At 65.9% G+C, this 16,998-nt stretch carries 13 protein-coding genes, 1 tRNA gene and 1 pseudogene; 2 read left to right on the top strand and 13 right to left on the bottom strand.

Annotation, left to right across the window (positions count from 1 at the left end; genetic code table 11):
• Position 1: 1 nt before the first annotated feature.
• The 11 genes and pseudogenes from JI664_RS17150 to JI664_RS17100 all read right to left on the bottom strand — a co-directional run bounded on the left by JI664_RS17150 (position 2) and on the right by JI664_RS17100 (position 13,584).
• The gene (locus tag JI664_RS17150; protein WP_207014993.1) at positions 2 to 2,161 is read right to left on the bottom strand and encodes a cytochrome P450; all 2,160 of its coding nucleotides are present in this window, start codon (positions 2,159 to 2,161) and stop codon (positions 2 to 4) included.
• Entirely contained in the window at positions 2,158 to 3,807 is a 1,650-nt protein-coding gene (locus JI664_RS17145) for an AMP-binding protein (RefSeq protein WP_207014992.1), read from the bottom strand. Before JI664_RS17145 ends, JI664_RS17150 begins: the two co-directional genes overlap by 4 nt.
• Before the next feature lie 50 nt (positions 3,808 to 3,857).
• Complete coding sequence (locus JI664_RS17140; RefSeq protein WP_207014991.1) at positions 3,858 to 5,405, bottom strand: radical SAM protein; 1,548 nt, start codon at positions 5,403 to 5,405, stop codon at positions 3,858 to 3,860.
• 339 nt (positions 5,406 to 5,744) lie between these two features.
• Complete coding sequence (locus JI664_RS17135; RefSeq protein WP_207014990.1) at positions 5,745 to 6,446, bottom strand: VIT1/CCC1 transporter family protein; 702 nt, start codon at positions 6,444 to 6,446, stop codon at positions 5,745 to 5,747.
• A 19-nt stretch (positions 6,447 to 6,465) separates the two neighbouring features.
• Positions 6,466 to 8,374, bottom strand: a pseudogene (locus tag JI664_RS17130) (heavy metal translocating P-type ATPase).
• A gap of 18 nt (positions 8,375 to 8,392) precedes the next feature.
• On the bottom strand, positions 8,393 to 9,367 hold the full coding sequence (locus tag JI664_RS17125) for an FAD:protein FMN transferase (protein WP_207014989.1): 975 nt from the start codon (positions 9,365 to 9,367) through the stop codon (positions 8,393 to 8,395).
• A complete protein-coding gene (locus JI664_RS17120) occupies positions 9,348 to 11,552 on the bottom strand; it encodes a PepSY domain-containing protein (RefSeq protein ID WP_207014988.1) in 2,205 nt (734 codons plus the stop codon). The genes JI664_RS17125 and JI664_RS17120 overlap by 20 nt, the downstream gene beginning before the upstream one ends.
• Positions 11,553 to 11,564: 12 nt before the next feature.
• Complete coding sequence (locus JI664_RS17115; protein ID WP_207015074.1) at positions 11,565 to 12,035, bottom strand: DUF2271 domain-containing protein; 471 nt, start codon at positions 12,033 to 12,035, stop codon at positions 11,565 to 11,567.
• Positions 12,036 to 12,079: 44 nt separating this feature from the next.
• On the bottom strand, positions 12,080 to 12,424 hold the full coding sequence (locus JI664_RS17110; RefSeq protein WP_207014987.1) for a hypothetical protein: 345 nt from the start codon (positions 12,422 to 12,424) through the stop codon (positions 12,080 to 12,082).
• Positions 12,425 to 12,611: 187 nt separating this feature from the next.
• Positions 12,612 to 13,238 (bottom strand): cytochrome b/b6 domain-containing protein, encoded by a 627-nt coding sequence (locus JI664_RS17105; protein WP_207014986.1) that lies wholly within the window; start codon positions 13,236 to 13,238, stop codon positions 12,612 to 12,614.
• 25 nt (positions 13,239 to 13,263) lie between these two features.
• Positions 13,264 to 13,584 carry a PepSY domain-containing protein gene (locus JI664_RS17100; RefSeq protein WP_207014985.1) on the bottom strand — a complete coding sequence of 107 codons (321 nt, stop codon included), beginning with the start codon at positions 13,582 to 13,584 and terminating at the stop codon, positions 13,264 to 13,266.
• A gap of 145 nt (positions 13,585 to 13,729) precedes the next feature.
• Between JI664_RS17100 and JI664_RS17095 the strand changes: the two genes are divergently transcribed.
• Both JI664_RS17095 and JI664_RS17090 read left to right on the top strand, forming a co-directional pair.
• A complete protein-coding gene (locus tag JI664_RS17095; protein WP_207014984.1) occupies positions 13,730 to 14,389 on the top strand; it encodes a response regulator transcription factor in 660 nt (219 codons plus the stop codon).
• Positions 14,386 to 15,753, top strand: a complete 1,368-nt coding sequence (locus JI664_RS17090; RefSeq protein ID WP_207014983.1) for an ATP-binding protein — start codon at positions 14,386 to 14,388, stop codon at positions 15,751 to 15,753. The genes JI664_RS17095 and JI664_RS17090 overlap by 4 nt, the downstream gene beginning before the upstream one ends.
• 584 nt (positions 15,754 to 16,337) lie before the next feature.
• Here JI664_RS17090 and JI664_RS17085 read toward each other — a convergent pair.
• Positions 16,338 to 16,427 (bottom strand) — tRNA-Ser (locus JI664_RS17085).
• 119 nt (positions 16,428 to 16,546) lie between these two features.
• Complete coding sequence (locus JI664_RS17080; protein WP_207014982.1) at positions 16,547 to 16,981, bottom strand: cupin domain-containing protein; 435 nt, start codon at positions 16,979 to 16,981, stop codon at positions 16,547 to 16,549.
• Positions 16,982 to 16,998 lie beyond the last annotated feature (17 nt).

Raw genomic sequence — 16,998 nt, 5'->3', positions numbered from 1 at the left:
TTCAGGAGGTTAATGCACAGGGGAGCGTGCTTAGCGCCACGGTTTGCGACATGGCGTGATAACGGTGCGCCTGTGCAAGCGGTGCCAGTCCGGGGAACCGGGTGAACAGGGCGGGAATGGCCTTGCGAATGATTTCGCGCGACAGGCGGGCACCGACGCAGCGATGCAGCCCTTTGCCGAAGGACAGATGCCCGGCGCCTGCCGGACAGCCCCGGTTGAGCGCATGCACCGCCAGCCGCGCGGTATCGCCCATGCGCAGGTGCAGATCGCCGACGCGCCGATCCGCGCGCGCTTGACGGTAGATGTATTTCGGGCCGCTATAACGGGCGATCAGCGCTTCGAGATTGTCGTCAATCCATGCCGGGTCGCGGGCATTCTGGCGCTCTTCAGCCGGGCGCGAGAGGATCCACAGGACGATATTGGCCAGCGTATGCGACAGGTTGAAGCTGGCGCCATAGAGCACCAGCACCACGGCGCGCAGGTCGTCCGGGCTGAAGTCTTCGGGCGGATTGGCCAGAAGCGCGGCCAGCAACGAGCGCGGCGTTTCATTCGGTGCGGGGTCCTGCATCAGGCTCAGCGCTTCGGCGAAACAGGCCTGCACCCGCGTCAGGTGGCGCATCGACAGCCAGGGCTCCAGCACTTCCTGCAGGCCCGGCGCCACCGCGTCGAAACGCGCGCGGTCGGGGCTGTGAACGCCCAGAACCGGCGCCACGCCGTTCAGGCGCAGCGGCTCGGAGAACCCGGCGACAAGGTCGGGCTTCTTGGCCTGCACAAGACCGTCGAGCGCTTGGTCAATCGCGGTGTCGATCCGGGGTGCCCATTCCGCCAGCATTGCCGCGTCGAAATCCCGCGCCAACGCCGCGCGCAGGGCCGTGTGGCGCGGCCCTTCCATAAAGAACATGGCGTTGCGCGCGACCAGCACGGCGGTGTCGAAATCCTGTCCGCTTTCTTGCGCCAGAACCCTGAGGTGGCTTTCCATGGGCGGCGGGGCGAAGGTCGCGTCGTCGCGCAGGACCTGCCCGGCCGAAGGCAGGTCGCGGATGTCGCAAAGCCGCGCTGATTTGCGGCGCGAGTCCTGCCGCAGCGTGCAGGGCATTGCGATGGGCGCCTGCATCATCGGCGTCTGGACGAAGCGGCAGCGTTCGGGCTCGAGGATCATGTCGGGATAGCGGCGGGCAAGGACCGGGATCGCGATGTCGAGGATGGTCTCGCTCAGAAACGCGCCGGGACATTTATGCGCGCCGCTGCCGAAGCTCATATGCGCCGTCGGATTGCCGGTCTGCGCGCGCAGGCAGGTATTCGCGTCAACGATATCCACCACCGCCGTCTCGCCCGCAGAATAGGGGCATCCCCCCGCCTCGACGGGCGAGGGGGCGACGCGCACCAGCGTGCGCGTCGATTGGTAGAGCCCGAGCAACCGCTGTGGCGCGATCTGCGCCGAGCCGGGAATGGCGGCGGCGGCCCAGTCTTCGGGCGGGCCGCTCAGCAGGCCGTGACAGGCAAAGGCCAGCGATTGCGTGATGGTATTCGAGCCCACCAGCATCCCCAGCACGAAGAAATCGGGGTCAAGCCTGTCGGGCAGATCGGCCTGCCGCTCATGCAGGTAGGCGCGCAGGGTTTTCGGGCGCCCCTCGGGATCGTCGTCGCGCGGCTGGGTGAAGCAATCGGCCAGAAGCGCGACAGCCGCGTTGAGCGATTTCAGCGCCGAGACGGAAAGATATGGCTCGGTCAGTCGCTGTGCGGTCACGACGGCGTCGAAATACGCGGTCTCTTGCGGCAGGTCGAGGCCGATGATCTCGGGGATCGTGCGCAGGAAAAGCGGGACGCAATAGTCGCGCACGAGGTCCGGCTCGTCGATGGCCTCGAGGCTTTCCGCCACCTCTTCGGAGGCGTGGCGGACCAGATCACGCCAGCCCGCCATTCCCGCCCGGCTGAAGAACGGCGCGATCACGCGGCGGACTTTCAGATGATCCTCGGGCGGCATTTCCATCAGCGTGTTGCGCGTCAGGCGCTGAAGAGCGCTCAGATCGACGCCCGTGGCCTGCGCCACGGCGTTGTGATAGGTGTCGAGGCGCGGAATATCCAGAACGCGCAGCACCTCGGCCGCCGCTTGCGGTTCACGAATGAACGCTGTGCGATCGGACCAGACGTGATGGCTCATTTCACCATTTCCAAGGTTGCGGGGTGCGCCGGGGACAGGAATTCCTGCGCAACCTGACGGCGGCGGATCTTGCCGCTGGTGGTGCGCGGCAGCGTGCCGCGCGGCAGGATGCGGATCTCGCCCAGTTCGGCCCCACAGCGACCGATGACCGAGGCGCGGATGCGCTTGGCCAGTGCCTCGGGATCGGCGGGGGCGGGGGCGCCTGCGCGGATCTCGATACACAGATGCGCCTTGCCGCCCGCCGTCTGCGTATCGGCAAAAGCGGCGGCGGCCAGTGGGTTCAGGTCGTCATGCTCTTGCGCGGCGATCCATTCGATCTCGGCCGCAGCGATGTTGCGGCCATTGACGATGACGATGTCCTTGAGGCGCCCGGTGATGAACAGCCGCCCCTCTGCGATATGGCCCAGATCCCCGGTCCGCAGCCAGTGCCGGCCCTCTGGATCGGTGGCGAAGGCCTCGGGGTCGTCCTCGCCCAGATAGGCGTGGATGACCGACGGCCCCGTCAGCCAGATCTCGCCCGTGAAGCCTTCGGGGCGCGGCCAGCCGCCTGCGGGATCGGCGATGCGCAGGCCCGCGCGGGTCGTGTCGCTCAACAGGCAGCCTTCGACCAGTGCGTCTGTGGGCGCCGGGGCGGCGTTGCCTGCCGCTTGCGCTTCGCCCGCGGCAAAGAGCGTGCATTCCGCCATGCCGTAGCAGCCGAACACCGCCTCGGGCGCCAGACCCTGCGGTGCGAAGCGGTCGCTGAACCGCTGCAAAAGGCCCGCCGGGATCGGCTCGGCCCCGCAAAAGGCGCGCTGCCACGAGCTCAGGTCCAGCCCTTGCGCGGCTTCGGCATCGATCCGGTTGAGGCATTCAAGGAAGGCAAATGTCGGGCCGCCGCTAATCGTGCCGCGCCATTGCGACACGGCCTCAAGCCAAGACAACGGACGGCGGATCATGTCGAACGGGCTCATCTGCACCGAATGCGCATGCGACAGAAGCGGGTACAGGATGCAGCCCATCAGCCCCATGTCGTGATAATGCGGGAGCCAATTGACCATGACGGTGTCGCGGTTCATCCCCCAGAGCGACTGGATCATCGCGCAATTGGCGCGGATCTGATCGGCGGTCACAGGCACCGCCTTGGGAAACCGGGTCGAGCCCGATGTGTGCTGGATGATGGGGTGGCTGCTGACCGGGCGCGGCGCGCGGGCCAGCGCGGTGGCATCGGGTTCGGGCGCGTCGAGCGCCAGAACCGGGCAGGGCAGCCCCCCCGCGTCATCGATAAGCTGCTGCACCACAGCGTCGCGGTTGCGAGTCGTACACAATACGGCACTGGCGTCGCAGGTGCGGGCCATGCGCGCCAGCCGCCCGGGCGTGTCGCCGACGCGAGGCGGGGCCACGGGCACCATGGTGCCCCCGCCCAGCAAGGCCGTCACCAGCGCGATCAGAAAATCCTCGCCCGCCGGAAGCGCGGTCAGCAAGACCTGCGGTCCGGGGCCCAGACAGCGATCCCAAACCGCTTGCATCGCCTGCGTGCGCGCAAGAAGCTCTTCTCCCGTCAGGCTGGTATACTGTCCACGCTTGCCGAGGATCGTCAACATCGGCTCCGCCCGTCGGTCGGCAATAGCGGCGATCAGATCGGGATGCAGCGTTGCATCATTCATGGTCTTCGACTCTCTGGGCTTCCGTGCCGATTACAAGCTTGCTCTGCAATTCAGGCGGTTGCCGCGTAGTGCTGGGGCAGGGCGCTGGTCACGCCGGGATCCGCAAAGCCAGAATGCCCGCTGTAGGTGTTGAGATAGTTGACGAGCGCCGTGGACAGGTCGCGGGCGATTTCCGGACGCTGATGGGCGAGGTCGTTGACGGCGTCGATCACCCGCCGTGCGCCGGGGTTGCGCGCGCTTTTGCGGATCAGCTTCAACACGCCCGAGGCGCCCTTGCTGGGTGTCAGCGTCTCGGATTCGCGCGTCAGATGGGCGGGCGCCGGCGCCAGAAGACGGGCCATATGCTCGAAACGGACGATGGCGTTGTCGGGCGCGTAAAGCGCCTCGGTCAGCCACAGCGCCCCTTCGGTCAGCTCCTCGCGTGTCATCTGGGCGGGAATGAAATTCGTCGAGATACCGCTGCCCGGGAAGATGGTCTCCGGATCGACGACAAGCCGCCCTTCGGCCTGCATCCGGGTGTACAGCGGGGTTGCGACCGGCGCGACCAGCACGCTGGGTCGCATATTGACGATCGGCAGGGACATGCCGAATTCGAACTGGCGCTCGAAACAGCTCAGATCGTCGCTGTCGAACCCGACCATCATGCCCCCCGACACCACCAGTCCGCCCGAGACGACCCGGCTGATCGTCTCGACCAGATTCTGACGCAGGTTCTGGCGCTTCTGGGCTTCCTTCAGCGCCTCTTCGTTGCTGGTCTCGATGCCGATGAAGACCTCGCGCAGCCCCGCCTGACGGCATAGTTCGATCAGGTCCGCGTCACGTGCGAGGTCGATCGAGCATTGCGTGGCGAATTCGACCGGCGCGCGTCCCTCGCGCCCGTTCCAGGCGGCCAGAGCTTCCAGCATGGCGCGCGATTTGCGGCGATTGACGGTGAAATTGTCATCCGACAGATTGACCGAACGATAACCCAGATCATAGAGAAACTGCGCTTCGGCCAAAACCCGTTCAACGGGCTTGTGGCGCTGGATACGGCCCAGATACTGGATCACATCGCAGAAATTGCATTCGAAGGGGCAGCCCCGGCTGGTCTGGATGACGCCGGTCAGCGCCCGGTCGTTGGGATAGAGATCCCAGCGCGGCATCGGCGTCATCGCCATATCCGCCTGACCGCACCGATAGCGTGGTTTCAGCGCGCCCGCCTTCAGATCCGCGCAGAATTGCTCCGCGACGGTCTCGAATTCGCCGATCACAAGGCAATCCGCCTCGTCGGTGAAGGTTTCGGGCGACAGGGAAACATGCGGGCCGCCGACGATGACCGTCCGCCCCATCTCCCGAAAGCGCCGGGCGATGCTGATCCCGCGCGCGGCCTGAGCCACGTTTATGCTGATCGCCACGATGTCGGACGGGTCGTCGAAATCGACGGGTTCGATCATCTCGTCGCACAGGCGGATTTCTAAGTCGTCATCCAGCAGCGCCGCAACCGTGGTGATCCCGGCCGAAGCATTCAGCGCGTAGGCCTCGTCGATATTGAGCAACCGCGAGGACGCGCCGGCCTTGTGGCCGAAATCGGGAAGCGGGGCGATAATGTATAGTTTCATGCAATTCCGTGCTTCGCTCAAGACTCTTCACAATTGTGCGGAAAACTGCGCAGCGGCTTAACCTTAGCGCGCAAGGCCAATGATGGCCTCTACTCTTACGAGAGAACACCACTAAGATACGCGCAGAAAATCAGCACGTCTACAAGGGGTCATATCCGAGGCGCCTTGGGTTGTCGCGACCCAGAGCGAAATGCGCGGCCCGGTAAAGGACCGATCACAAAATGGAAAAAAGGAAGGGTGGCGGAGGGGATGGGTCTGATATCCAACCTTATCCGCCTTAAGCTATTAATTTTTTTTATACAGGCGAGCAACGGCACCGCTGACTCCGCGCGACCTCGCTTAGCCGACCGTCACACCAAAGAGCATGCCGACGCCAGCGGTCGCGGCCATGGCAAGTGCGCCCCAGAACGTGACGCGAACGGCTCCCTTGACGATGCCCGCACCACCGACCGATGCTCCGAGTCCGCCCAGCACTGAAAGCGCGACCAAAGTGGTGACCGCGACGACGAGAGTGATCTTGGTCGCAGGAACCAGCACAGCAATGATGAGCGGTATGACGGCGCCGACAGCAAAGGTCGCCGCTGACACCAGAGCCGCCTGGATCGGATGCGCGGTCACGGTCTCAGAGATACCAAGCTCGTCACGCGAATGGGCGCCAAGTGCGTCTTTGTCGGACAGCTGGATCGCGACCTGGCGCGCGAGGCCATCGTCAAGCCCGCGCGCAACGTAGATGCGTGTGAGCTCGTCGAGCTCGGCCTCGGGTGTTTCCCTCAGTTCGCGGGTTTCGCGCGCGATGTCGGCCTGCTCTGCATCGGTCTGTGAACTGACGGAGACGTATTCGCCCGCCGCCATCGACATCGCCCCGGCGACGAGCCCGGCAAGACCCGCGATCAGGATCTCGGGACGCCCGGAACCTGCCGCAGCGACCCCGACGACCAAGCTTGCGGTGGAGACGAGACCATCGTTCGCGCCCAGAACAGCGGCACGCAGCCAGCCGATGCGATGGATCATGTGAATTTCGGAATGGGAAAGTCTGTTCATCTCAAAAGGGTCTTCCGGGCTATGTTGCGTTGAATGTCGGCTTAGGCGGACGATGAGCCGCTGTATCGCCAAGGCTGCCCTCTATCTGACCTGCGTGACCCGGCACGATCCTGAGAGCCCGCAATGCGTTAAGGATGACCGCCACGTCGATCAACTCCTGCAGGAGCGCTCCCTGCACCGGGGACAGGTAGCCGAAGGCCGCAGCGACCATGCCCCCGACCGAGAGACCAATCCCTGCCGCGACGCTTTCGAGGGCGATGCGGCGGGATCGTTGCGCGATCTCGATCCCCGGCAGAAGGCGATCAAGGTGATCGACCAGCAGCACGACATCGGCCGCTTCGGCCGAAGCCACCGTCCCACGCGCGCCCATCGCGACACCGATGTCGGCGGCAGCCAGCGCGGGCGCGTCGTTGACACCGTCGCCCACCATCATGACCGGGCCGTTCTTCCGCTCGGTCAGGACCAGCAGGACCTTCTGATCCGGGGTCAGATCGGCGCGTACGGCATCGAGGCCAAGGCCCGCCGTCACGGCCTCGGCGACGGCGCGGCGATCACCTGTCGCCAGCAGGATGCGACCGACGCCCAGATGTCGAAGCCCAGAGAGCAGTTCAGCCGTGCCAGCGCGCAATACGTCAGCCATCACGATGTGGCCGGCGAGTTTTCCGTCAACGCCGAGCGAAACCACCACCGATCCCGCCTCGACCACCGTGCTTTCCGGGTCGGCGACGCCAAGCTGTGCGGCGACGAAAGCCGCGCCGCCGACCACAACCATGCGTCCGTCGATTGTCCCGGCAACGCCTTCGCCGGGCGTCTCGACCACGCTCGCGGGGATCGGCAAGGCGATCCCGCGCGCCTGGGCCGCCCCGACGATGGCTTGTGCGATCGGGTGTTTCGATGCCTGATCGAGCGCTGCGGCGAAGTACAGAATGGCGTCCTCGGACAAATCGCCATGCCTGTCGATCGACACGATCTGCGGGCGTCCGTCGGTCAGCGTGCCGGTCTTGTCGAGGATCAGCGTCGTAATCCGGGCCAGCGCCTCGAGCGGTTTCGCGCCCTTGATCAGCACCCCGAAACGCGCTGCGCGCGACAGACCGGCGACCAACGCCACCGGAACGGAAAGGATCAGCGGGCACGGCGTCGCCACCACCAACACCACAACCGCCCGGATCGGATCGCCCGTGAACCACCAGGCCGCGGTTGCCAATGCAACCGTGACAGCGAGGAACAGCAAAGAGTAGCGATCGGCCAGCCGCGCCATTGGCGCTTTGGACTTCTGCGCCGCCTCGACCAGCCGGACGATCCCGGCATAGGTGCTGTCCGCCGCGCGCCGTGTGACCCGCAGATCAAAGGCCTCGCCCGCGTTGGTCGATCCGCTCATCACGTCCTGCCCCCGTGTCAGCCGGGCAGGCATCGACTCGCCGGTCAGCGCGGACTGGTCGAGCATCGCGCCGGCGCTCTCGACCGTCCACGGGGGCCACGTCGCCCTGCCGGATCAGCAGCAGATCGCCCGGCGCAATGTCGTCGAGCGGGACTTCATCCAGAGCGCCATTGCGATGCCGCGTCGCACTGCGGGGCACGCGGGACAGAAGATCGCTCATCTCTCGCCGGGCACGACCTTGAGCGAAAGTCTCGAGGAAGGTGCCGCCCGAATACATCAGCGCCACGACTGCCGCCGCCAGGGTTTCCCCGAACAGCAGTGCTGCGGACATCGACAGCGCCGCCACGATATCCAGCCCGACCTCGCCTTGTCCAAGACTTCGAATGATCTCGACGCCGAGCGCCAAAAGGACCGGGACGACACCGGCCGTCCACGCGATCGCGGCATAATCCAGCTGCCCCAACAGCCAGAATGCAAGGCCAGACACCAGACCAAGCAACGCCAGGCCAAGTAGGGCGACGTTCAGGCGATCATGAAACAAGGGTGTCATCTGGTGCATGTCCCGGCGTCAGTTCACCCGCTCGGGATCCGGACGGGTTTCGAATAGCCGTCCCACTCTCGTTTCGCGAAGATGATCGCCCTCCCGATCAATAAAGAGAGCGTTCAGGTTACAACTACGCGCCAACATAGCGCCCTCCAAGCTTCCTTTTACCATCAGCGCCGTCGCCCACGCATCCGCCTCGGCGCAGGTCCGGGCGACGACCGTCACCGAGGCGGGCGACGCGATCAGGGGCGCACCGCGCGCGGGGTCCATGGTGTGCGACAGGCGGCGGCCCTGCACCTCGACCCAGTGCCGGTAGTCCCCCGAGGTCGCCACGGCAGCGTCCTGCAACGCAAGGATGGTATGGGGCGCGCGGCGGGCGGGGTCAGGCGCTTCCACAGCGATGGTCCATGCTTCCCCGTCAGGCCGGAGCCCGAGCGCACGCATCTCCCCGTCGATGCCGACAAGCGCGTCACCGATCCCGTGCACCGTCAGCGTCTCGGCCAGCCGGTCGACGCCATACCCCTTGGCGATGCCGTTGAGGTCCAGCGCCAGCGGCGAGGTCTTGCGGACGAGACCTGACGTCCTGTCGATCTCGAGCGCTTGATGGGTGGGCACACGTCTGGCCGTCATGGCGCTGCGGATGCGCTCGGGCGCCGCTGCCTCGGGACCGAACCCCCAGGCCGTCACCGCGTCGCCCATGCCGATGTCGAAGGCCCCGCCCGAGGCAAGACCGATCTCCAGACCAAGACGGAGAACCTCGCTCAGCCGATCCGGTACCATGACCCGAGCGCCAACAGGCGCTGCGTTCAACCGCATAAGATCGCTGCTTGCGTTCCATGTGGACATCTGCGCGTCGACCTCGGCCGTGGCCGCCTGCAGCGCCGCTTGGACCGGCGCCGGATCGAAGCCATCCGGCGCGAAGAAGAGCGCCGACCAGCGCGTGCCCATCGTCGGACCGTTCAGGGCAAAGCGTACACTTTCAGTAGACATCTTCGACATACCGCCCCTCCGTCTTCAGAACCGCCGGGGTGAGCCCGGTTGGTGCAAGGATCTCTGCCAGCGCATCCGCCACGCCCGCCGCCATATCGCGTCCACCGCAGACCATCACACGGGCCCCGTCGCGGACGAGCTGAGCGACCTGCGCCGCGTCCCCGCGAAGCGCGTCCTGAACGTAGTGGGGTCTTGTCCCGCGCGAGACAGCCGTGACCAGACGGGTCAGACGGCCCTCTTTCTGCCAGGCGCGCAACTCCTCGCCGTAGAAGAAGTCGCTGTCCGGATGACGCATGCCGAAGAACAGGTGGACGGGCCGCTGCCGCGCATTGCCGCGCACAAAGCCCGCCAGAGGTCCGATGCCGGTACCTGCGCCGATCAGGATCAGGGGGGCGCGACCCCGCCCCGGGCGGAAGCCGGGATTGCGGCGGAGGAAGGCGATAACTGTGTCGCCGGGTTCGAGGGCGATCAACTGGCCAGAGGCGAGGCCTCTGGGATGCTTCTTGACTACAATCTCGATGAAGCCGTCGCGGCGCGCAGAGGCGAGCGAGTAAAAACGCGGTACGGGGCTCCCCTCGGGCAGGATGCCGATCAGATCGCCCGCGTCGAACCGGGCGAAGCCGGCCCGGACGAATCGCTGCCACAGGCTGACACGCGGCAGGGCGAAGCGAAGGATCGCGGTTGGGGCCTGCACCTCTGCGCCGTAGTCCCGCCGCGAGACGAGGGTCAACGTCTCGGTCACTGGGCGAACGGGCTGGTGGGACAGCTCGAGATCGACGCCCATAGCGTCTCCGAGGGCGCCGCCCCAGCGGGCGAAGTCCTGCGGCGACTGACGGTCGATGGTGTCGATGGCCATGAGCTGCGGCCAGCGCTTCGCCTCGGCAGCTGCCGCAACAGCCTTGGCGAAGGCGCAGTAGGCCGGAAAGCTGCGGTCGCCGAAGCCGAGAACGGCCAGGGGCGCGTCGGGTGCGCGGTCGGCCGCTGCCAGCCGGTCGAGAAAGCCCTTGGCCGAGGCCGGTGCATCGCCGTCACCATAGGTCGCGGCCAGCACGATGATCCGGTTGGCCGCAGCATAGCGTTCTGGCGCGAAGGCCGACATCGGTGCTGTGTGCACGCTCTGCCCGGCTTGTGTCAGTGCGGCGTGAAGGGTGGCGGCAAAGCCCCAGGTGCTGCCGCCCTCGCTCCCGACGAGCAGGATCGTCTCGGCACGTCCCGCGGACTGATTGCCCCGGATACGCGGCCGCCCCCTGCGTCCCGCAAGCCAGACGACAACGCCAGTCACGCCCATGGCCGGGACGCCGAGCGCCATCAGCCCCAGAACGAGGCCAAGCGTCGCCGCTCCCTGTCCGGTGTGCAGCATGTAAATGGTCTCTGATACGCGTTCCCAGACGCTAAGGTCGGTCCAGGCGAGCAGCGCACCGGTGCCCTGATCGAGATACCCGGTTCCCTTGTCCGTCTTCAGCGCGAAGACGTCCGTTGCATCCCCGGGATAGGGAAAGGTCAGTTCCCGCAGTTGGGCGACGGGCGTCTCTGCCAGAAGGAGCATCTGACCAGGTGCGAACCCGGTCTCGCCGCTCACCCCAACCGGCATGGCTGGCACGCCGCCACCGGGAAGCAGATCGAAGGTGGATGCCGTCATCCACAGGGCGGTGGTCGACGACAGGACGAGGCCGACCACCGCGATGCGCGCGATCTCGACATGCAGTCGGCCAGCGAGGGGGCCGCGCAGCCGCGCGAACCAGTGACGCCAGCCGCCCGCGCGCCGCGCAACGAGCATGGTGCCCGAAAGCGCGAGGACCAACATCGCGGCGGCACCCACGGCAGTAGCGATGCGCCCGCCATCGCCGAGAAACAGCGAGCGATGCAGATTGGTAAGCCAGCGTTGCGTCTGGTTGGGGTCAGCCGAGGCCGCACCCTGACCGGTGGCGGGGTCGATCACAGCGGCGCCGGGCGTGCCCTGATCGAACCAGTAGGCTGTGATCCGGCCCGAGGGTGCGCGGCGGATCTGCTCGACGCCCGGATAGGCGCCCTGAATGCGATCCGCGAGGGTGGCCACCGTCATGCCTGCCTCGGCCTGCGGCGCGGCAATGCGCTCGGCCGCAGGGAAGACCGACAGCGCCGCGCCGCTCAGGGATAGGACGGTGACAAGAGCCAGAGCCAGAAGACCCGGCCAGCGATGGAGTGCACGGATCATGGCCATCACGCCTCACATGTCGTAGGCGAAGCTGGCGATGTAGCGCCGGCCGGTCACCGGAGTGCCGGCGCCAGCGGTCGTCAGCGGGACGGCCACCTCGTTCGGGCTATCGCGCATGTCCTCGACCGCCGCGTCGATGTGGAGCGTGTAGCCCGCATCGAACAGCGAGTCGGCCAGATCGAGCGTGATTTCGAGCGTGCGACCCGCGCCGACGCTGGCGCCTGTGATGCCGTTGACCTGGGCAGTGTCGCCGCCGGTGGCGCGGTACCAGTCGCTCAGATGCTCGTAGTATCGGGACTTGTCGCCGGCCATCCACAGGCTGCCCATGTAGGCGCCCGAGGCGTCGGTAACGTACAACGCAAGATAGGCGCCGTCGCCGCCGTAGGTGTTGAGGGTCGTGGTCAGCGTCACCGGCCTTGCCATGGCGAGGCCGGGAAGCGTCAGCGCAGTGGTGAGCGCGAGCGTTGCAAGAAGAGTTTTCAGTTTCATCGGATCGGTCCTTGTTCGGAGAGTTGTGGCGGAGTGGCTCAGTTCACCTGGACCCGCGGTGGGGCGCCGTTTCCGAAGAGACCGTTCTGCGGGGGTGCAACCGTTCCAGCGGGCGCGGGATCGCTGGCGCTACCTCGGCAATCGTCGTCACCGTCATCATCATCATCGTCGTGGCCGCGCCGGGAGCCGTCCCGCAGGCGGCGGTCTTCGTCATCGTCGTCACTGGCGAGAACGAGCGGCATTGTCTGCTCACCCTCTTCTAACAGCGCAGGGAACGGCCGAATGCTTCCGTCCGCGGGGGCGTACATCGCGCTCCAGGCTGGCACGCCGATGGCGGCGGTCAGCACTGTGGAGCCGACGAGAAGTACCAAGGTCTTTTTCATGGCAGGGTCTCCTTTTGTCTGCTGAGGACAATCTGGAGTGCCGACCTGAGGGCTTCCTGACGCGCTGGCGGTTCCTGCTTCAGCTTGCCGTCAGGAAGAAAAGCGTCGCTGGACAGACAAGAGCCCCGCCGGTGAGGGCGGGGCGAGCTCGCGCCGAAGGGACGGTCGGCACTGGGTTGTCGGTTGGTCAGCTGATGTCGCCGGGTCGTGGTGCGCGCTTGTCGCCTGTGACCATGGCGCGCGCGAGGTTCTCGCGATGCCGGAAAGACGTTATCACCACGCCTCCGACATGAAGCGCGGCCAGCAGCAGCATGAGATTGGCAAGGACCTCGTGCAGCTCTTCAGCCGCCTCTTCGCCGCGCTCGCCGTACTCACCACCATCGTCGTCTGCCCAGGCGGGCGCCACTATCTGCGGCAGGTCTGGCAGCATCGCCACTCGGGCCGGTTCCCCCATGAGCCAACCGGTGAATGCGGTACCCGACAGGGTCACGAGTAGCGCCACCATCATTGCGGCGCCGGCCGGGTTGTGACCCAGGTATCGCCGCTCCTTGCCGCGAGCCATGTCTCCGAGATAGGCGAGCGTCTCGCGCGGGCCTTTCAGGAATTGGGCGAAGCGCGCATAGCGGCTCCCGACGAGGCCCCAGATCAGCCTGAACGCCACGAGGCCGGCGACGGTGTAGCCCGCGATCTCGTGCACGGGCTGCAGCTCGTCCGCGGTCAGCCACGCCGTCGCGAATGCGGCCACCAGACCCCAGTGGAACACCCGGACGAGAGGGTCCCAGACCCGGACCTTGCCCGACCTCGTGGTGTTCATCTTCGCAGTGTCCTGAGTGGTCGCGTCAGTTATCGTCGCCTCCGTCGCGGTCGCGGCGGGGGCGATCGTCGACGTCCTCGTCCTCATACTCGAACTCGATCACTTCCAGCGTGGCGGGATGGAACGTCACCTCGATCCGACGCCCCTCCGCGTCGCGGCCGTCGATTTCATAGCAACCGTCGTCGATCTTGATGCGGCGCACCGCCCAGCCGTTCTCTTCCGCCAGCCGGGCGACGGCGTCGCGCGGCTGCCAATCGGCCATCGGCACGAAGCAATCGTCGTCCGCCAAGGCGACACCAGCCGGAAAGACCGCGAGAAAGCCAAGAATTGTCAATGTCTTCTTCATGGGGCACACTCCTCGCTGCGGCCATCTTGATGCACTTCATGCGCGGCGAAGCTGACGGCAGCCTGAAGGGGCTTGGCCCACACGCTTCAGCTTCGTGTCAGCCAGACGGATCATGGAGGGTCATCGGGAAAGGACGGGAACCATCATGCGCATCCTGCTGATCGAGGACGATACTGTGCTGGGCGCCGCGGTGCGAGACCAGATAGCCGCGGATGGCCAGTCGGTGGACTGGGTCACGCGGCTTGACGTTGCCGGCGACGCCGTGCACGCCACGTCCTATGATCTGATCCTGCTCGATCTCATGTTGCCCGACGGCCGTGGCATCGGTTTCCTCAAGGGCTTGCGCGCACGGGGCGAAGCGACGCCAGTCATCATCCTGACGGCGCTGGACCAGGTGTCAGACCGGATCGAGGGGCTGAACGCGGGGGCCGACGATTATCTCGTGAAACCCTTTGATCTCGCCGAACTGTCAGCGCGAATTGGCTCGGTCGCCCGGCGCTATAGCGGCAACCCGAACCCGATCATCACGCACGGGTCGCTTCAGATCGACCTGGCCGCGCACAGCATCTATCGCGACGGTAGGTCCGTCCAGCTGACGGCGCGGGAATGGGCGCTCTTCGAGGCGTTTCTGTCCCGCCCGGGGCAGCTTCTGTCGAAGGCGCAGTTGGAGGATAAGCTCTATGCCTTCGACGTGGAGGTGGAGAGCAACACCATAGAGGTTCATGTCAGCCGTCTGCGCAAGAAGCTGGGGAGCGCCGTCATCGAGACCGAGCGCGGAATGGGCTACAGACTGGGTAAAGCATGAATTGGCCCGCGAGCCTCCAGGCGCGGCTCGGCCTGTCGCTGGGCCTCGTGCTGACGATCCTGTGGCTGCTGGCCGCTACAGTCACGGCCGTGATCGTGCGGGGCGAGATGGACGAGGTCTTCGACAGCGCCCTGCGCGAGACTGCGGAACGCATCCTGCCGCTGGCGGTGACCGACATCGTCGGTCGCGAGGACCAAGGGGTGACCCAACGGCTCGCGCCCATTCGCGAGCACGACGAGTTGTTCACCTATCTCGTGCGGGACGCCGAGGGTCTGATCCTGCTGCAGTCCCATGCGGCAGACCCCGCAGTGTTCCCGCCCTACGATGCGCCGGGGTTCCGCCAGACCGCAACTCACCGGCTCTACAGCGACGCGGCGCTCCAGGGGACGATCCGCATCACGGTGGCCGAACCGCTGGCGCATCGCATGTCCGTCGCGCGGGAAATCCAGATGGGCCTCGGCCTGCCGCTTCTGATCGTGCTGCCCCTCGCGCTGGCGGCGATCGTCATGGCCGTTCGCTTCAGCCTTGACCCCTTGCGCCGGTTCCGCGCGCAGCTCGAGGCGCGCGGCGCCCGCGACCTGTCGGAGGTTGCTGCCGACGATCTGCCGACAGAGATCGGCCCGCTGGCCGCTACCCTGAACAGCCTTTTGGCCAGGTTGCGCGAAGCGTTCGAGGCGGAGCGCAGCTTTGCCGCCAATGCAGCGCACGAATTGCGAACCCCGTTGGCAGGGGCCATCGCTCAGGCGCAGAGGCTTCGGTCGGAGACGAGTGACCCGGCCACTGACGCGCGGGCTGCAGAAATCGAGGCGACGCTGAAGCGCCTGACGCGGCTTTCCGAACGCCTGATGCAGCTTGCACGGGCGGAAGGCGGGCGCCTGCGAATGGACCGAAGCGCGGACCTGAGAGCCGTTGCGCGTGTTGTGGTGGACGACTTGGCGCGCGCAAGCGCGCCGGGCCGCATCGCGCTGACCCTAGCGGACACCGCCGTCATGTCGGATATCGACCCTGACGCCTTCGGCATCCTCTGCCGAAACCTCGTGGAGAATGCGCTTCGTCATGGGGCGGAGACTGCGCCAGTCGATGTCACCCTGACGGGTGATGCGCAATTGATCGTGTCGAACGACGGTCCCGTCCTGCCGCGCGACACCCTCAGCCGCCTGACGGTCCGTTTCGAGCGGGCAAACCCAAGCACCGATGGCAGCGGACTGGGCCTTGCCATCGTCGTTGCCATCGCGGATCGGATCGGAAGCCAACTCATTCTGAAGTCGCCGCGTCCTGGGTCGTCTTCCGGTTTTCAGGCATCCCTCAGGTTGCCGACAGATCCTGCGGAAACCATCGCTCGAGACGCGATGCGCAGGACGTGACAAATGACGGAACATCAGCAGCTTAGCGCCTGCTAAAGCGATGGCGCCGTAGCGCAACCACTCCATCGACACGTCCAGAATTCTGGCACTCGAAGTTCGACGCGAACGTTGCGCGGGACAGGTCGGTGCACGATCAGCTGCTTGATGTTGGCTGGCGTGTTGCAACAGTCTGGGAGTGCGTGCTCAGGAGACAGGAGGAGACTGCATTGGCAGTCAATCTCTTGGCCGCTTGGCGCCGCAGCAGTGCTGCCGAAATCCAAATTGGGAATGCAGATGTCATCGCTGACGAAAGTACAGGATGATGTGCTTCAAGCTGATTGAAATTTCGATCCCAGTTCCAAATGACCGAAGGAGACTAGCGTCGAAGTCAATTTTCGACCTTCGAAATAAAAACAATAAATCATTCACTTACAAGCTATTCACTAAATCGGCGCAGTCATGAGGGCTGGAGAATAACGGCCCTGAGAGACTGCTTCCGGCCCTTCTGGCACATGGGCCGGTGAACAGCCCCCCCGCATGACCCGTGAATATAAAGAGAAAATCTGGCCTCAGCAGGATCGGGAGAACGCTTTCGCGGAGGCAAGTGGCGGAGAGACAGGGATTCGAACCCTGGGTGGGCTCTCACCCACAACGGTTTTCGAGACCGCCCCGTTCGACCGCTCCGGCACCTCTCCGCGCTTGGATGGTCAACGTGGGGGCGATGTAGCGAATGCCGCGAGCGGGTGCAAGAGGGTTGGACGGGAAAAATCGCGCCCGCCTTCCGGGCCGCGCGACGGTCGCTTGTTTCAGCGCTTCAGCGACCGCGCGGGATGTCGAAACCGGGCGGGGCGAGGGTGAAACCGGCAAAGTCGAAACCCGGGCTGACGGCGCAGGAAACCAGCGTGAACGCGCCCTCGCTGCGCGCGGCCTGCCAGTGATCGGCGGGTACGATCAGTTGCGGCGCCTGACCGCCCAGAACATCCGCCCCCAGCCGCCGGTCGGTCGCGGGGCCGGTCATGTCCGGGCTGGTCGACAGGATCAGCGGCGCGCCTGCGTGATAGAGCCATGTTTCGGTCGAATCGACCCGGTGCCAGTGCGAGACCTCACCCGCCTTGAGCAGGAACAGGATCATCGTTCCCGCCGGGCGCTCACCCTCCGGTGCCTCGGCGCGCCATGTCTCGCGGTAATGGCCGCCTTCGGGATGGGGCTGCAGCTCAAGGGCGGCGATCAGGGCGTCGGCATCTGTCATCCGCACAGCATGGCGCG

It is taken from the genome of Rhodobacter sp. NTK016B (genome assembly GCF_017303295.1).
Taxonomy (GTDB): domain Bacteria; phylum Pseudomonadota; class Alphaproteobacteria; order Rhodobacterales; family Rhodobacteraceae; genus Pararhodobacter.
This window is presented reverse-complemented; position numbering and strand designations above follow the sequence as displayed.

Coding starts and splice junctions, on each gene's coding strand:
- JI664_RS17150 (WP_207014993.1), bottom strand. CDS start 2,161: ATGAGCCATCACGTCTGGTCCGATCGCACAGCGTTCATTCGTGAACCG.
- JI664_RS17145 (WP_207014992.1), bottom strand. CDS start 3,807: ATGAATGATGCAACGCTGCATCCCGATCTGATCGCCGCTATTGCCGAC.
- JI664_RS17140 (WP_207014991.1), bottom strand. CDS start 5,405: ATGAAACTATACATTATCGCCCCGCTTCCCGATTTCGGCCACAAGGCC.
- JI664_RS17135 (WP_207014990.1), bottom strand. CDS start 6,446: ATGAACAGACTTTCCCATTCCGAAATTCACATGATCCATCGCATCGGC.
- JI664_RS17125 (WP_207014989.1), bottom strand. CDS start 9,367: ATGTCGAAGATGTCTACTGAAAGTGTACGCTTTGCCCTGAACGGTCCG.
- JI664_RS17120 (WP_207014988.1), bottom strand. CDS start 11,552: ATGATCCGTGCACTCCATCGCTGGCCGGGTCTTCTGGCTCTGGCTCTT.
- JI664_RS17110 (WP_207014987.1), bottom strand. CDS start 12,424: ATGAAAAAGACCTTGGTACTTCTCGTCGGCTCCACAGTGCTGACCGCC.
- JI664_RS17105 (WP_207014986.1), bottom strand. CDS start 13,238: ATGAACACCACGAGGTCGGGCAAGGTCCGGGTCTGGGACCCTCTCGTC.
- JI664_RS17100 (WP_207014985.1), bottom strand. CDS start 13,584: ATGAAGAAGACATTGACAATTCTTGGCTTTCTCGCGGTCTTTCCGGCT.
- JI664_RS17095 (WP_207014984.1), top strand. CDS start 13,730: ATGCGCATCCTGCTGATCGAGGACGATACTGTGCTGGGCGCCGCGGTG.
- JI664_RS17090 (WP_207014983.1), top strand. CDS start 14,386: ATGAATTGGCCCGCGAGCCTCCAGGCGCGGCTCGGCCTGTCGCTGGGC.
- JI664_RS17080 (WP_207014982.1), bottom strand. CDS start 16,981: ATGACAGATGCCGACGCCCTGATCGCCGCCCTTGAGCTGCAGCCCCAT.